This is a genomic window from Streptomyces sp. NPDC092370 (genome assembly GCF_044755265.1).
In the GTDB taxonomy this organism is placed as follows: domain Bacteria; phylum Actinomycetota; class Actinomycetes; order Streptomycetales; family Streptomycetaceae; genus Streptomyces.
In genome coordinates this window covers 234312-249176 of sequence record NZ_JBIVQO010000010.1, presented here as the reverse complement: position 1 = coordinate 249176, position 14865 = coordinate 234312, and the positions used below count along the sequence as shown (strand labels likewise).

Annotated in this window: 13 protein-coding genes and 3 pseudogenes; 9 read left to right on the top strand and 7 right to left on the bottom strand. The window is 72.2% G+C overall.

Annotation, left to right across the window (positions count from 1 at the left end):
- Positions 1-98 precede the first annotated feature (98 nt).
- The gene (locus tag ACIQHQ_RS28005) at positions 99-1058 is read left to right on the top strand and encodes a threonine/serine dehydratase (RefSeq protein WP_402616649.1); all 960 of its coding nucleotides are present in this window, start codon (positions 99-101) and stop codon (positions 1056-1058) included.
- A 342-nt stretch (positions 1059-1400) separates the two neighbouring features.
- Positions 1401-3050, top strand: a complete 1650-nt coding sequence (locus ACIQHQ_RS28000; protein ID WP_402616646.1) for a protein kinase — start codon at positions 1401-1403, stop codon at positions 3048-3050.
- Here ACIQHQ_RS28000 and ACIQHQ_RS27995 read toward each other — a convergent pair.
- Positions 3042-4493, bottom strand: coding sequence for a serine hydrolase domain-containing protein (locus ACIQHQ_RS27995; protein WP_402616643.1), 1452 nt, complete (start codon positions 4491-4493; stop codon positions 3042-3044). The genes ACIQHQ_RS28000 and ACIQHQ_RS27995 overlap by 9 nt on opposite strands.
- Before the next feature lie 73 nt (positions 4494-4566).
- Between ACIQHQ_RS27995 and ACIQHQ_RS27990 the strand changes: the two genes are divergently transcribed.
- Complete coding sequence (locus ACIQHQ_RS27990; protein ID WP_402616640.1) at positions 4567-5538, top strand: LLM class F420-dependent oxidoreductase; 972 nt, start codon at positions 4567-4569, stop codon at positions 5536-5538.
- Here ACIQHQ_RS27990 and ACIQHQ_RS27985 read toward each other — a convergent pair.
- Positions 5435-6130 (bottom strand): hypothetical protein, encoded by a 696-nt coding sequence (locus ACIQHQ_RS27985; RefSeq protein ID WP_402616637.1) that lies wholly within the window; start codon positions 6128-6130, stop codon positions 5435-5437. The genes ACIQHQ_RS27990 and ACIQHQ_RS27985 overlap by 104 nt on opposite strands.
- A 146-nt stretch (positions 6131-6276) precedes the next feature.
- On the opposite strand from ACIQHQ_RS27985, the gene ACIQHQ_RS27980 reads away from it, so the two are divergent.
- From ACIQHQ_RS27980 to ACIQHQ_RS27970, 3 genes and pseudogenes are all read left to right on the top strand, one after another.
- Positions 6277-7317, top strand: a complete 1041-nt coding sequence (locus ACIQHQ_RS27980) for a hypothetical protein (protein WP_402616634.1) — start codon at positions 6277-6279, stop codon at positions 7315-7317.
- 62 nt (positions 7318-7379) lie between these two features.
- Entirely contained in the window at positions 7380-7805 is a 426-nt protein-coding gene (locus ACIQHQ_RS27975; protein WP_402616631.1) for an SsgA family sporulation/cell division regulator, read from the top strand.
- A 91-nt stretch (positions 7806-7896) separates the two neighbouring features.
- Positions 7897-8512, top strand: a pseudogene (locus ACIQHQ_RS27970) (DUF2238 domain-containing protein); the annotation flags it as partial.
- 6 nt (positions 8513-8518) lie between these two features.
- Here ACIQHQ_RS27970 and ACIQHQ_RS27965 read toward each other — a convergent pair.
- A complete protein-coding gene (locus ACIQHQ_RS27965) occupies positions 8519-9016 on the bottom strand; it encodes a DUF6328 family protein (protein ID WP_402616628.1) in 498 nt (165 codons plus the stop codon).
- Between the two features lie 148 nt (positions 9017-9164).
- Here ACIQHQ_RS27965 and ACIQHQ_RS27960 point away from each other — a divergent pair, with 148 nt between their 5' ends.
- Positions 9165-9512 (top strand): hypothetical protein, encoded by a 348-nt coding sequence (locus tag ACIQHQ_RS27960; protein ID WP_402616626.1) that lies wholly within the window; start codon positions 9165-9167, stop codon positions 9510-9512.
- Positions 9513-9522: 10 nt separating this feature from the next.
- On the opposite strand, the gene ACIQHQ_RS27955 is transcribed toward ACIQHQ_RS27960, so the two are convergent.
- Positions 9523-10506 carry an aldo/keto reductase gene (locus ACIQHQ_RS27955; RefSeq protein ID WP_402616623.1) on the bottom strand — a complete coding sequence of 328 codons (984 nt, stop codon included), beginning with the start codon at positions 10504-10506 and terminating at the stop codon, positions 9523-9525.
- Positions 10507-10643: 137 nt separating this feature from the next.
- Between ACIQHQ_RS27955 and ACIQHQ_RS27950 the strand changes: the two genes are divergently transcribed.
- Positions 10644-12368: a cholesterol oxidase substrate-binding domain-containing protein gene (locus ACIQHQ_RS27950; RefSeq protein WP_402616620.1), complete on the top strand. Its 1725-nt coding sequence runs from the start codon at positions 10644-10646 to the stop codon at positions 12366-12368.
- Here the strand turns inward: ACIQHQ_RS27950 and ACIQHQ_RS27945 are convergent.
- The 3 genes and pseudogenes from ACIQHQ_RS27945 to ACIQHQ_RS27935 all read right to left on the bottom strand — a co-directional run.
- Entirely contained in the window at positions 12365-12511 is a 147-nt protein-coding gene (locus tag ACIQHQ_RS27945) for a hypothetical protein (protein ID WP_402616617.1), read from the bottom strand. The two genes, ACIQHQ_RS27950 and ACIQHQ_RS27945, sit on opposite strands and share 4 nt — an antisense overlap.
- 36 nt (positions 12512-12547) lie before the next feature.
- The gene (locus ACIQHQ_RS27940; protein ID WP_402616614.1) at positions 12548-12697 is read right to left on the bottom strand and encodes a hypothetical protein; all 150 of its coding nucleotides are present in this window, start codon (positions 12695-12697) and stop codon (positions 12548-12550) included.
- 338 nt (positions 12698-13035) lie between these two features.
- A pseudogene (locus tag ACIQHQ_RS27935) lies at positions 13036-13305 on the bottom strand (DUF6233 domain-containing protein); the annotation flags it as partial.
- On the opposite strand from ACIQHQ_RS27935, the pseudogene ACIQHQ_RS27930 reads away from it, so the two are divergent.
- Positions 13278-14072, top strand: a pseudogene (locus ACIQHQ_RS27930) (DNA-binding protein); the annotation flags it as partial. The pseudogenes ACIQHQ_RS27935 and ACIQHQ_RS27930 sit on opposite strands and share 28 nt — an antisense overlap.
- Between the last annotated feature and the right edge of the window lie 793 nt (positions 14073-14865).

Genomic DNA, 14865 nt, shown 5'->3' with positions numbered 1-14865 from the left:
GGTCCTTCCCCTCGCACACCGCGTTGACCTCGTCCCCTTTCGCACGTCAGGGTTCGACTCGGCGTGCTCCGCGACCCCGCGCCGGAAGGATGACAGTCATGATCGGCATCTCGGAGATCGAAGCCGCGGCCGGGCGGATCGCCGGGCACGTCGTGCGCACCCCGACCGTGGACAGCCCGGGACTGTCGACCCTGCTCGGCACCCCGGTCACCGCGAAGCTGGAACTGCTGCAGCGCACCGGCTCGTTCAAGGCGCGCGGGGCGACGGCGAAGCTGTTGTCGCTGGGCGAGGCGGAACGGGCCGCCGGGGTGGTGGCGGTCAGCGGAGGCAACCACGGGATCGCCCTCGCGGTCATGGCCGCGGCCCTCGATGTGAAGGCCACCGTGGTGATGCCGCGTTCGGCGCCCGCCCGAGCCGTGGAGATCGCGGAGGCGGCCGGCGCGTCCGTGCGCCTGACCGACGACATGGACGGCGCGTTCGCGCTGATGACGCGGCTCCAGCAGGAGGGCCTGACGCTGGTCCACCCCTTCGACGACCCGGAGGTGATCGCCGGACAGGGCACGGTCGGTCTGGAGTTCGCCGCCGACGCCGGTGAACTCACCGACGTACTCGTGAGCATCGGCGGTGGCGGGCTGATCGCAGGGGTCGCCGCGGCGCTGCGGGCGCGCCGGCCGGGGGTGCGGGTGTGGGGTGTGGAGACCGAGGGCGCCCAGGCCATGTCCGAGGCGCTGGCGGCGGGCGGCCCGCTACCGGTCGCCCTGTCGTCGATCGTCTCCACGCTCAGTGCCCCGTCCGTCTCGCAGCTGACGTACGACCATGTCTCCGCCCTGGTCACCGAGGTGCTGGTCATCCCGGACCGGGAGGCCGTGCAGGGCTCACTGGATCTGGCCGACCACGCCAAGGTCTGGGCCGAGCCGGCGGCCGGCTGTCTGCTGCCCGCCGCCCGGCAGGTCCTGGAGCGGGTCGGCGCGGGGGCCCGGCTGGGCCTGGTGGTGTGCGGGGGGAACGCGACGACCGGTGACGTGTTCGCCTGGTCGCGCCGCTTCGGTCTGCGCTGAAGCCCCGGTCCCTCTCGGGGAATCCGCCACGGAATTCATCGGAGGGCTCCGAGTACAGAGGCTGGGCACGCCCGGATTTACCGCCGGTTACCGCCAGGCCGGGCCCGGAATTGTGAATCTCCGGGCGGGCGCGGGGAATTCTCCGCGCCCCGCGGTGCCCAGCGCGGCCGAGGTGAAACCGCACCCGAGCCCGTGAAAGGCCGCTTTTCTTCGCACACTTGCTCCCCTCTCTTGAACAAAGGACAAGAACGACCACGGAGTTGCGATCGGATTGAACGCAGACCGCCCCGCTCCCCGTACCTCTGGAAAAGGTGAGAGCCAGGTTTCCAGCGAGGGATGGCCATGGGCAGGGCGCACGTCTCCACACACCAGTTGGTCGCCGGCCGGTACCGGCTGCTCGAGATCATCCAGCGCGAGACCAACCGCATCTGCTGGTACGCCGAGGACACCGGGGCCGGTGAGATCTCCCGCCCGTGTCTCGTGACCCAGGTCGGGCTTCCGGAAAATCCGCGTGCGGCCGAGCGGCGGGCGGCCTCCCGTCTGCTGCGCACCTCCGAGAACATGGCTCTGCTGTGCCCCGGCCGGATCGCCACGGTCGTCGACGCCGTCGAGGAGGGCGGCGCGCTGTGGGCCGTCAACGAGTGGATCGACGGCACCCCGCTCGGTGAACTCCTCTCGGAGCAGGGCGCGTTCAGCTACGTGCGGGCGGCACGGATCGGTCTCGGGCTGCTCGACGTGCTGGACGCCGCGCACGCCGAGGGCATCACGCACGGCGAGCTGAGCCCCGGCCAGGTGTTCGTACGCGTGGACCACTCGGTCGTCGTCACCGGCTTCGGCCTGGCCGGCGCGACCCTCGCACCCCGCCTCACGGCACCCGCGTACGCCTCCCCGGAGCAGGCCCGCGACCATCGCATCGGCCCCACGGCCGATCTGTGGGCCCTGGGCGCGATCCTCTACACGATGGTCGAGGGGCGTCCGCCCTTCCGTGACCGGGGGCGACCGGAGAACACCCTCAAGGGCGTGGACCGGCTGCCGCTGCGCACGCCGGTGCGGGCCGGGCCGCTCACCCAGGTCGTGCAAGGGCTGCTCCGCAAGGACTCACGGGAGCGGCTGACCCGTCCGGTGGTGCGTGAGGCCCTGACCCGCGCGCTCAGGGAGGACCCCGAGGCGGCCCTGGCCGCGGCGCCCGCCCCGCGGCTGCGGGGCGCCTACACCGCGATGCGGCCGGGGAATGCGGCGTGGAGCAGACGGACCGTGGTGACGGGAACGGCCCTGGCCGTCGTCACCGTCGCGGTCGCCGTACTCGTCGCCACCCAGGGGCTGCCCGGCACGGACGGCGGCGGTGACGCGGCCCGATCGCCGGTGCGGCCGCCGGCCTCCGCCGCCACGCCGGGCGAGGGCACCGGCGGCGACCCCGAACCCTCCGGGGCGCCCAGCAGCCCGCCCCCCTCCCCCACCCCCACTCCGTCGTCCCCGTCACCCACCCCTGCCCCCACGTCCACGCCGTCCGGTCCGGCCACGGCCCTGCCGGCCGGCTTCCAGCGCTACCGGGCGGCGGAGGGCTTCTCCGTCGCGCTCCCCGAGGACTGGAAACGGCTGGACACCGACCGCCAGGGCGATCTGGCCTACCGGGTCGTCTTCGGCGCCGAGGGTGACGACCGCACGCTGGCCGTCACCTACAGCGCACGCGTCGGCCCGGACCCCGTGGCCGTGTGGCGGGACGACGTCGAGCCGAACCTGAAACGGGCCGACGGCTACCACCGGATCGGAGCGATCCGCGCGACGACGTACCAGGGACGCGAGGCCGCCGACATGGAGTGGACGGCGGACGTCGACGGTACCCGCGTGCACACCTACGGCCGAGGCTTCCTGCTGGGCGAGGGCCGGAGTTTCTCGCTGCGCTGGACGACCCCGGACGCCGACTGGGACGACGCCGCCAACCAGGTGGCGTTGCGCACGTTCTTCAAGACCTTCCGGCCCGGCTCAGACTGAGCCGCGCGGGGCGCGCAGTGAGGTGAACCGGCCGCCGTGCAGGGGCCGGGTACGCCAGTGGGCGGTGAGCGTCCGGTCCGCGAGGGAGCAGGTCAGCGCCAGACGGTGCGGGGTCTCCAGGAACACCGCCTCCACGGCCAGCGTGCCCGGCCCGGTCCAGCCGCCGCTCACCGCGGTCGGCACGGGTTCCTCGGCGACCGTCCAGCCCTCCCCCGCGAGGCGCAGGTTCAGCCGGTCCGGCTGGTCCGGGCGGTCTGCCGCCCCCGTGAGCGCGAGCGTCCAGCCGTCCGTGTCCTGCACGAACCGGGCCGAGCGGACCGGTCCGGCGCCCACGGAGGCCGTGCAGTGCGCGGCCGCCCAGTCCCCGTCCCCCTCCGCCGGCGTGGCCCGGCCCGGTGCGGGCGGCAGCGCGAGCCGGCCGAGGCGCTCCCGCAGTTCGGCGTCGGCGGCCTCACGACCGGTCAGGGGCTCCGGTCCGAAGGCCGGCAGCAGATGTCTCCACACCAGGTTCAGGTACTCCTGCATCCCCTCGGTCGCCGCGGTCGCCGCGATCACGGCGTCGTGCTCCGGGAGCACCAGGCAGAACTGGCCGAACGCGCCGTCGCCCCGGTAGCCGTGCCGGGACGTCCAGAACTGGTAGCCGTAACCGTGGTCCCAGTCCTGCCGGTCCGTCTCTCCCATGGCTCCGGCGGTCTTCGTGCGGGGTCGCGAGGCCCGGGCCGCCCATCCCCGCGGCAGCAGCCGCTCACCCGCCCAGAGCCCGTCACTCAGATACAGCTGTCCGAGCCGGGCGACGGCGTCGGTGGTGGCGTGCAGACCGCTGAACCCGAGTTCGCGGCCGGTGCGGTCCCGCAGCCAGGCCACCTCGCCGATGCCCAGCGGGTCCAGCAGCCGGGGCCGCAGATACCGGGTGAGCGGCTGTCCGGTCACCCGCTGGACGATCGCCGCGAGCGTGTAGGTGGCGGGCTGGTTGTAGGCGAAGACGGTGCCCGGGTCGCCGTCCGGGGGCAGGAGCAGGAACTGCCGGACGGGCTCGGCGACGTCCCGTCCGAAGACCTCGTCGACGGTGTCCCGCCGGTGGCCGCTCGCCATGGAGGCCACGTGCCGGACGAGCATGGCCCGACTGCGCGGGTCGGTGATGTCCGCCTCGAACTCCGGGAAGTACGAGATCACCGGCGCGTCGAAGTCGAGCAGCCCCTCGGCCTCGGCCAGGGCGGCGGCGGTCCCGGTGAAGGTCTTGCTGAGCGAGTACAGCAGATGGGGGCGCTCGGCGGTGTACGGCGCCCACCAGCCGGAGGCGACCAGATACCCGTGCCGCATGATCATCAGGCTGTGCGGCTCGATCTCGGGGGCGGCTTCGAGGGCGTCGAGGAAGGCCTGGAGGCCGCAGGCGTCGACCCCCTGGGCGGCGGGAGGGGACGTCGGCAGGGCAGAAGCACTCATGCATGCATCCTGCACCCGTTGGCTGACCTTGATCGAGCCGTTTCCGGGCTCTCTGTCAGGGGACTCGCCGGTTATGGTGCAAATCGGATACACGATGATGACCGAACAAGCCGGGCCCCGAGAGCTCGTCGACCACGTGGTGCGGGCCGAGGAGGTGGGCTTCGATTTCTCGGTGACCTCCGACCACTACTTCCCGTGGCTGCGCTCGCAAGGTCATTCGCCGTACGCGTGGGCCGTGCTCGGCGCCGCCGCCCAGGCCACGTCACGTATCCCGCTGATGACGTATGTGACGTGCCCGACGTTCCGCTACCACCCCGCGGTGGTGGCGCAGAAGGCGGCGACCCTGCAACTGCTGTCCGAGGGCCGCTTCCGTCTCGGACTGGGCTCGGGCGAGAACCTCAACGAGCACGTGGTGGGGGGCGGCTGGCCGTCCGTCGACGTGCGGCACGAGATGTTCGAGGAGGCCGTGGAGATCATCCGCGCTCTCTTCGAGGGCGGCCACGTCAACCGTCGCGGCACGCACTTCGACGTGGAGTCGGCCCGGCTGTGGGACCTGCCGGACGAGGCGCCGCCCATCGGTATCGCCGTCTCCGGCGAGCGGTCCTGCGAACTCGCGGGCCGGCTGGGCGACCTGGTGATCGCCACGGAGCCGAAGGCCGGGCTGCTGGAGGCGTTCGACCGGCACGGCGGTCAGGGCAAGCCCCGCGTCGGGCAGCTGCCCGTCTGCTACGACCCGGACCGGGACACGGCCGTCAGGCGGGCCCACTCCCAGTTCCGCTGGTTCGGCAGCGGCTGGAAGGTCAACTCGGAGCTGCCGCACCCGGATTCCTTCGAGGCGGCGACCCAGTTCGTCACGGAGGACGACGTGGCCGAGTCCATCCCGTGCGGTGACGACCCGGACGCGTTCGTCGAGGCGGTCCGCCCGTACGCCGAGGCCGGGTTCACCGAGATCGCCCTCGTCCAGATCGGCGGTGACACGCAGCCGGCCTATCTGGACTGGTCGGAGAAGACCCTGCTGCCCGCGCTGCGCGACGCGTTCGGCTGAAGTCCTCGGCCAGCGCCTCCACGACCTGTTCGACCAGTTGAGCCCTCCGCCCCGGGGGGCTCTTCTTCACGAGGGCGCTCACCCGCTGGGCCTCCTCGGTCGTGGGCAGGAACCCGGCCAGGAGGAGGGGCAGCAGCAGGCGCCGGACGAGCACTTCTCTCTCCGAGGTGACCTGCGGCCTGCGCAGCACCGAGACGTTGACCCGGATCGCGTGCTCGTTGCCGGGCGGGACACCCGGCCGGTCCGTCTCGATCGCGGCGTAGCGGTAGCCGTGCGCCCGGTCGCAGGAGGGGCAGCCGGCCGGGCCGCGGGTGAGCCGGTCACCGCAGTCGGGGCACACCAGCCGGTCAAGGGCGGCGTCCACCAGCCGCCAGTCGTGCCGGTCCGGTTCGGCCGTGACCATCTCGGCCAGAGCGCGCTCCTGGTCACCGCCCGCCGGGGTGTCCCACCGGCGGAGGAAGGCGGCCCACTCCCCCTCGACGATGCCGTCCACGAGGTCCCGGCAAAGGGCGCAGGCGGGGGCACCGCCGTACGCGTAGCCACCGCAGTCCGCACAGCGGCGCAGCACCGCATCCGCCTCCTGTCGCACCATGCCGGGCATCCTCGCGCATCCACGCCCGGCCGGGACAGCGGTTTTCGGCCGGGCCGCGCGGGGGTGAACGGCGAGGTCAGCGGGTGCCGCTAGGCTTCCGCCCGCACCTCGTGCAGTTCGATCGCCCCACCTCAGGAGAGTCGTCCGTGACCGTAGCCATCACCCCGCCCGAGACGTCCCCCGCCGCCCCGGCGCCCGTCTCCGACCCGGTCGCGCGGGACGCGCGGGAGTTCGGGGCGTACGCCCGGACCGGAGGGTGGGCGTTCGGTCTGAAGGTGGCGCGCAGCGTGCGCCCCGGCGGTCAGGGCGCGGACGAGACGCCGAAGGTGTCCGCGAAGGAGTTCGCGGAACTCGCCGGCTGCTCCCCGGAGCGGGTCATGCGCTACTACAAGGCGTGGGACCGGGCGGCCGACGACGGGATGGTCCCGCACTTCGAGGCCCTGACACCGGGTCAGGACGTGGACCTGCCGGACGCGGACGTGTGGCTGAGCTACTACGTCTCCCGCAGCAGCGCGGCCTCCGAGCGCGGCACCGCCATCTCTCAGGCCGCCGAGGCCGAGGGCATCCGGCCCACCAAGGCCCTGGAAGTGGCGGAGAACCCCACCGCCCTGCGCGCCGCGATTCTCGCCGACCCCGCCACCGCTCGCGCGGCCCGCCAGGCCCTGCTGGACCGCGTCCGCGAGGACCCCGGCCTCCAGTCGGAGCTGGCCCGCGACGTGGTGCGCACCGATGAGCTGAAGAAGGCCGTCGCCGGCGAGAGCAGGGCGGCCGACCGGATCGGATACGTGCGCCAGATCGCCGAGTCGGGCCAGATCAAGACGCCCGCCGGGCAGACCGTCGACGCGCCCGCCGACCTGCGCCAGGAGGCCGAGCGGCACCTGTCGCTCATCGACGAGCTGGACGAGGGCGAGGACGCCGGCGAGTGGGCGGCCGAGGCGTACGACACGATGAAGTCCCGGGTCGTGGAGGTCGTGGAGGCCGACCCGGGGCTGCGGGTGCAGGAGCGGCGCACGAAGTTCTACAGCAGCCTGCAGAAGGCGACCAAGGTGTTCGAGGAGCTGACCTTCGACGACGCCGGTGAGTTCTACGAGGACGACATGGTGCAGCGCCTGGAGGAGCTCCAGCGGGCCGTCTCCGTATGCATCGAGTCGCTGCGGGGTGCTCGCGGGAATCACCCGGTCGGCTGAGCATTCCGGCCGGATCGGGGGTAGGAGAGGTCTCTACGTCGGTTCTTCCCGGAGGCCCCCTCGTGAACTCGTTCGTCCACAAGACCCTGGTGGTGCAGCTCCAGGCGGGCGACACGGATCGTTTCTCCGTGCTCGCCCACCTGAGCTACGACGCCGCGGACCCGTTCGCCGTCACCGTGGTCTTCAGCCATGACGGCCGCGTTCTCGCCCGGTGGCAACTGGACCGGGAGATGCTCGGGGACGCGCTGCGGCGTCCGGTCGGGGTGGGCGACGTGCGGATGCGTCCGGAGTCGCGGGGCATGTGGCGGGAGCTGCGCATGGAGTTCCTCGGCGACGCCCGTCCCGACGGCGGACGGCACCACGCGGTGGTGTTCGGGTGGGCACCTGGGTTCGCGGCGTTCCTGCGCGAGACCTACGACGTGGTCCCGCAGGGCCGCGAGGAGGTCCATGTCGACGACTTCCTGGCGAACGTCATCGCCGGGAGTTGACGCACGGCCGGTATGAGTGGGCGTACTCATACCGAGGGCCCGACCCCACCAGGACGGTGGGCTCCCCCGAGAGGAGCCCGCCGTGCCCGCAGTGCCGAACCCACGTCCCGGTCCCCGGCCGGCGCCGCCCGCCGCCCTCGCCCGGGGCGTGCTCGCGGCGCCGGCCCTGTCCGCACGGGCCCGTACGACCGCACGACCGGGTTCCTGGAAGTCGTGTGGGCCGTCGTGGGCGTGCCGCTCCTGGTGGTGCTCCGGCGACGTCTGCCCCTGACGAACCCGCTGTGCTGCCTGCCGGCCGCCCACTTTGTGATGCTGATGGTGGGCGGCCACTCCGCGTACACCCGAGGTACCGCTCGGCGACCGGGTCCGGGGCTTGTTCGGCCTGGACCGCGATCCCTACGACCGGTTCGGCCACCTGACGCGGGGGTTAGCGCGGGCCGTGCTGGTGCGGGAGCAGCTGGCGCGCACCTCGCCGCTGCGCGGCAGCCGCCGACTCGCGCCGCTGACCGTGTGCGCGTGCCCGGCCTTCAGCGCCGTCTTCGATGCTCGAGTGGGTGGCCGCCGTGGCCGGTGGGCACGCGGCGGACGCGTTCCTGGCCGCCCAGAGCGGTGTCTGGGACACGCAGTGGGACATGTTCTGAGCGCTGCTCGGGGCGAGCGCGTCGGTGGTGCTGCTCGGCCGGGCACACCGCCGGCACCTGACGAAGGGGCCCTCACCTCGACGTGTACCGGAACCGGGTCCACAGCGGCAGGACGAACCAGCACAGCAGGTACCAGCCGACGACGCCGGCGACCAGATAGGGCACGAAGCCGTCGTGCGTCGCCACGCGCAGGATCAGCAGCAGTGAGGCGGTCGTCGTGGCGAGCAGCAGCACGAGGCCGAGCAGGGTGAGCCGGGAGGCCATCCGCACCGCCTGGGGCTTGACGCGCCGGCCGGAGACGAGACGGTGCAGGGACACCGGGCCTATGAGGGCCCCCGTCGCGCAGGCACCCAGTACGACCGTCACCAGGTAGATCGTCTGGTCGGTGGCGGAGAGTCTCGCGTACTTCTCGGTGAACACCACGGTGAGCAGGAAGCCGAACAGGATCTGCACACCCATCTGTGCCACGCGGACCTCCTGGATGAGCTCCTGCCACATCCGGTCCGCCCTCTCCTCCTCCGTCTCGTTGCGCCCCCGGCGCATGACCCCGCCCTCTGACGCGTCCGCCACTGTTCCTCCCGGTGTGAGACCTGAGCCCTCCTCCTTCCCGGGTTCCCCGTAACGACTCGTCTTCCCGGGCTCCGCGACGGTTTGAGCGATCAGGGGGCGGTTACACGGACGACGCGAATGACGCAGAGTTCTGGGAGGTCGTGGACGCATGTCCGGTACGCAGCTCACCGTGACGCTCAGCGGCGGAGGCGCCGACGACGCGCGGGCGGTCGTCCGCGCCCTGGAAGGCACCTTCGGGGCGCCGGACGAGCGTCCCGCCGACGAGAACGCGACGGTGCACACGGCGACCTTCGGCGGCGAGGCGCAGGCGGGTCCCGCCGACGGCGAGGGCCAGGGGTCCGATCGGCTGTCGGCGCCGGTGACCGTCACCGTGCAGGGCAGCCCGGAGGCCGTACGGCGGGCGAGCGACACCCTCACCGCCGCTTTCACGGCCCGCGACGACGGCGCCGCCTCCGGCGACCAGGAGCAGGAGAGGCAGCTGCTCCTGGAGCCGTGAGCCGGGACTTCTACCAGCGGCCTTCGACCTGGTCCTTGATCCGCCGGTCGTAGAGGTCGCGGATCGCAGCCAGCGTCTCGCCGGGCAGTTCCGGGAGGCGGGCGGCGGCCGCGTTGGCCCGTGCCTGCTCGGGTGAACGCGCGCCGGGGATCACGGTCGTGACCCCGGGCTGCTCGACGATCCAGCGCAGGGCCAGCTGGGCCGGGGTGTATCCCTCGGGGGCGAGCGCCGCGAACTCGGCGGCCGCCTCCACACCGGTGGCGTAGTCCACGCCGGAGAAGGTCTCGCCCACGTCGAAGGACTCGCCGTGCCGGTTGTAGGTGCGGTGGTCGTTCTCCGGGAAGACGGTGTCCCGGGTGTACTTGCCCGACAGCAGGCCGGAGGCGAGCGGGACGCGGGCGATGATGCCGACGCCCGCCTCACGGGCGGCCGGGAGCACCTCGCGCAGGGGCTTCATGCGGAACGGGTTGAGGATGATCTGCACACTCGCCACGTTCGGCCGCGCGATCGCGGTCAGTGCCTCCTCGCAGGTCTCGACGCTGACGCCGTAGGCGGCGACGCGCTCTTCCTCGACCAGGGTGTCGAGGGCGTCGAACACCTCGTCCGTGGAGTAGACGGGTGTCGGCGGGCAGTGCAGTTGCACGAGGTCGATGCGGTCGACGCCGAGGTTGCGCCGGGAGCGGTCGTTCCAGGCGCGGAAGTTGTCGAGCACGTAGTTCCCGGGGATCTGATCGACCCGGCGGCCCATCTTCGTGGCGACCATGACGTGCAGGTCCGGGCGGCCGCTGAGGAACGCGGCGATGGTCTGCTCGCTGCGGCCGTCGCCGTACACGTCGGCGGTGTCGAAGAAGGTGACCCCGGCCTCTGCCGCAGCCTCCAGTACCGAGAGGGCTTCCTTGTCGTCGACGTCTCCCCAGTCGGCACCCAGCTGCCAGGTGCCCAGACCGACGACGGAAGCGTGCTGACCCGATCTGCCGAATGTGCGCTCGTCCATGGGCGTCAGTCTGTCATCCGCCGGGGGTTGGGCGGAACGGTTCGCTCCGGCCTGCCCACCCGACGTGATTCACTCACACGAGTGAATCGATACGACAGGAACGCGTCATGTGTCAACCGGCCTCTAGCGTGCTTGACGTGACCACCGGTTCAGCGAACAACCACCCTTCGGACGCGTCGCCCTGGACCCGCCGGGGCTTCCTCCTCACCGCCGCCGCACTGGCCGTCGTGCCCGGTCTGCCCGCGGATCCGGCGGTCGCCGCCGCGGAATTGCCGGACTTCCCCGCCGACGTCGCGCTGTACCGCTCGGCGTACCGGAACTGGGTCGGGGAGATCACCGCAGACGGCCTGTGGGCCTGCGCGCCGGGCGGCCCGGACCAGGTGGTCGCCGTCGTCAACTGGGCGTGGCGCCACGGCTGGCGGGTACGCGCCCGGGGCGCCTCGCACGGCTGGTCGCCCCTGACGGTCACCGAGGGCACGCCGCCCGGGGCGCCGGTGCTCCTCGTCGACACCGCACCCCATCTCACCGGCCTGGCCCTGGACTCCCCCACCGCCGTGCGCGCCGGCACCGGCGTGACCCTGGAGGCTCTGCTGACCTTCCTGGAGGAGCACGGCCTCGGCGTCACGGCCACCCCCGCTCCCGGCGTGCTCACCCTGGGCGGCGCCCTCGCCGTCGACGCGCACGGCACCGCCGTACCCGCGCGGGGCGAGCGGCGTCGGCCCGGGCACACGTACGGCTCGCTCAGCAACCTGGTCCTTTCGCTCACGGCGGTCGTGTGGGACCCCCGGGCCGGTGCGTACGTGCTGCGCACGTTCCACCGCGACGAGGCCGACTGTGCCGCGCTGCTGACCCATCTCGGGCGGTCCCTGGTGACCGAGGTGGTGCTGCGGGTGGGCGCGAACACCGACCTCAGATGCGTGAGCCGTACGGACATCCCGGCCGGGGAGCTGTTCGCCGCGCCCGGTTCGGGCGACGGGCGGACCTTCGCGAGCTTCCTGGACGAGGCCGGCCGGGTCGAGGCGATCTGGTTCGCCTTCACCGAGCACCCCTGGCTGAAGGTGTGGAGCGTCTCACCGGTCCGGCCACTGACCTCGCGAAAGGTGACCCGGCCGTACAACTACCCGTTCTCGGACAACGTCCCGGGGCCGGTGGCGGCGCTGGTCGGCCGGATGACGTCGGAGGCCGCCTGGTACCTGGCGCCGGTGCTCGGCACCGCGCAGTACGAGGCCGCCGCGCTCGGGCTGGTGACGACGCTGTCCGCCGACCTCTGGGGGCCCTCGAAGAACACGCTGCTCTATCTGAAGCCGACCACACTGCGCGTGCACGCCAACGGCTACGCGGTCCTCACCTCGCGGGACCGGGTGCAGCAGGTGGTCTCCGAGTTCGCCGCGTTCTACCGCGAGCGGCTGACGGCCTACTCCGCCCGGGGCAGCTTCCCGGTGAACGGCTCCGTGGAGATCCGGGTGACCGGACTGGACGACCCGGGCGACACGGGGGTGGCCGGGGCCCGTCCGCCGCTGCTGTCGGCCCTCCGGCCCTCCGAGGGCCACCCCGAGTGGGACACGGCCGTGTGGCTGGACATCCTGACGTTGCCGGGCACTCCGGACGCGGAGGCGTTCCTGCGCGAGATCGAGCGGTTCCTGCTGCGCGCCTTCGACGGTGGGTTCGCGCTTACCCGGGTGGAGTGGTCCAAGGGCTGGGCGTACACGGACGACGGGGTGTGGAGCGACGAGGAGATGCTGGGCGGCATCGTTCCGACGGCGGTCGGCCCCGCCGCGTGGGCGGAGGCGGACGCGGTGCTGAACCGGCTCGACCCGCACCGGGTGTACGGCAACGCCTTCCTGGACCGGCTGTTCGGCTAGGGCGTGAGGTACGCCTGCACGGTCGGGGCGTACCGGTCCACCGGCGTGTCCACGGTGCCCGCCCTCCGTTGCCGGGAGTACGGCAACGCCTTCCTGTTGCCGCCCAGCGCCGCCACCACCAGCCGGTCGGTGGTGCGCAGCACCGAGACCGGCTGTTCGGCTAGGTTCTGTCTCTTTGGTCAGCGTCGGGTCCAGATGAGGATGCCCGCGAGATGGAGTGCGGCCTGATAGGCCTGGCGGTTGCGGGCGCGGTTGGTCAGCCACGAGGCGAGGACGGCGATGACCAGCCCGGATACGAGCGAGCTTGCCAGCTCGATCAACTTCTCCATCCCCGAAGGCTGGCGCTCACCCGTCTTGCAGGGGCGACTCGTTGCCGACCTGACGCACAACCCGTACGCAGCTGTTGCCCCTGCTCGCCGTGCCAGAACGTACGTGAGGCCCGCACCGCGCTGCTGCGCCGGCGGGGCCTCACACGCGTATCCGCGGGGGGCGGATGTTCATGCACGCGCTGCCGCATCCAACGCCCCGCGCCCGGGTCCGGTCACGGCTGGCCGGTGGCCTCCGGGCGGTCGGCCAGCGCTCACGACCCGGGGCAATCGGCGCCCGTCCGTCCCGGCCTGCTCGCCCAGCGCGGCTGATGGACGTCCCGGAGGCCCGCAGCGGGCGGTCAGCGACCGGTGTCGAAGCCGTGGTCGAAGCCGCGCAGTACGGGGTCCAGTTCGGCGGCCGCACCGCACAGCGAGCACAGCCGCACGCCCGACTTCTCGGCAGCGTCCAGGGCGCGCTCCAGCTCCAGCACCGGCGCGCCTTGCGGGGCCTCGTCACAGTCTGGGGCGTGCAGGACGCTGCGGTCAGGCCCGGGGGCGTCCTGCTTCTGCAGCACCCAGCCGGTCGGCCGGCGCCGCCCGAGGACCTCGCGCACCGACCGCGACGGCGGCGTCCTTCAGCTACGTGATGACGGTGGCCGTGTCGGTGGCGGCCGGCGTCGACAACATCATTTCGGCGGTGCCGGCACTGGGTGAGCACCGGGTGGCGGTGAACCTGGGGTTCGTGGTGCTCCTGACCACGATGAATCTGCGCGGGGTCCGCGAGTCGGGCCGGATGTTCGCGGTACCGACGTATCTGTTCATCGCCGGCGTGCTGGCGATGGTCGTCATTGGGCTGCTGCAGACGGCCTTCGGCCACGCGCCGGTGGCCGAGAGCGCCGGGTGGCAAGTTCACGCCGAGCCGGGAAGCGCGGGACTGACCGGCATGGCGCTGGTGCTGCTGGCGCTGCGGGCGTTCTCCTCCGGCTGCACGGCACTGACCGGTGCTGAGGCGATCTCCAACGGGGTGCCGGCGTTCCGGCCGCCGAAAGCGCGGAACGCGGCCACCACGATGGCGGTGATGGGCGGGCTGTCGATCACCATGTTCGCCGGGATCACAGCGCTGGCCCTGATCGCGGATGTCCGGTACGTCGAGGACACCTGCCAGCTGGTGGGCTTCCCCGGCAACTGCGCGACCGGCTCCCAGCGCACGGTGATCGCCCAGCTTGCTGCCGCGGTGTTCGGCGGCACGGACACGGTGATGTTCTTCTACATCCAGGCCGCGACCGCATTGATCCTGATCCTGGCGGCCAACACCGCCTTCAACGGCTTCCCGCTCCTGGCGGCGATCCTGGCCGAGCACCGCTACCTGCCCCGGCAGCTGCACACCCGCGGGGAAGCCGCGGGCGATGGCCAGGCCCAGGCCGAGGCCGTGATGGGTGGTGTGGTGATGAACAGGTCCCTGTTCTCCACCGTCAAGTTCTGCCTCGGTCCGAAGCTGGCGGAAGCGCGCGTCGCTGCGTTTGAGGCCGAGCACGACATCGTCCTGCCCGACGCCTATCAGCAGTTCCTCACGCACATCGGCGGCTCAGGCGCGGCGCCGTTCTACGGCCTCATACCGCTGGAGCGCTGTTCCCTGCTTGTCATGAATCCGCGCGGAGAACCGGGGAGACCCCGCGGCTTCGACGGCATAGGTCCCGGGGCATACGAACTCGACCTCTTCCTCCACATCATCGAGATGGGTTGCACCGACGTATGCGTCATCGCGGTGACCGGTCCCCTCACCGGCCGCGTCCTCATCGGTAACAGCGACGGGTACTGGGGTCCCAACGTCTCCTCCGCCACCGACTTCCTCGACTGGTACGAACGCTGGCTCAACCACATGAGTGCCGGACGCGACAACCGGGCCCTGGAACTCACCTCACCGCGGCTTCGTGCCCATCCAAACCGTCATCGCCTGGCCCCGAAGATCTGACGCTCCGTGACAGCTCCACGGAAAGTGAGCCAGAAGGCCGCCGACACGGCCCGGGAGCACGGGGACGACCCCGCTGGCGGAGCCAGTCGTCGTGATCGCAAAGCAACAGCCCACCGTCGGCGTCGACGGAGACCGGCGCACCGACGGAACCGTTCCCTCGGGCTCGCCTCCCTCGTCGACCTCCGCGTCCCCCTCGCCCTCTGCGTCCCAGAGCGAG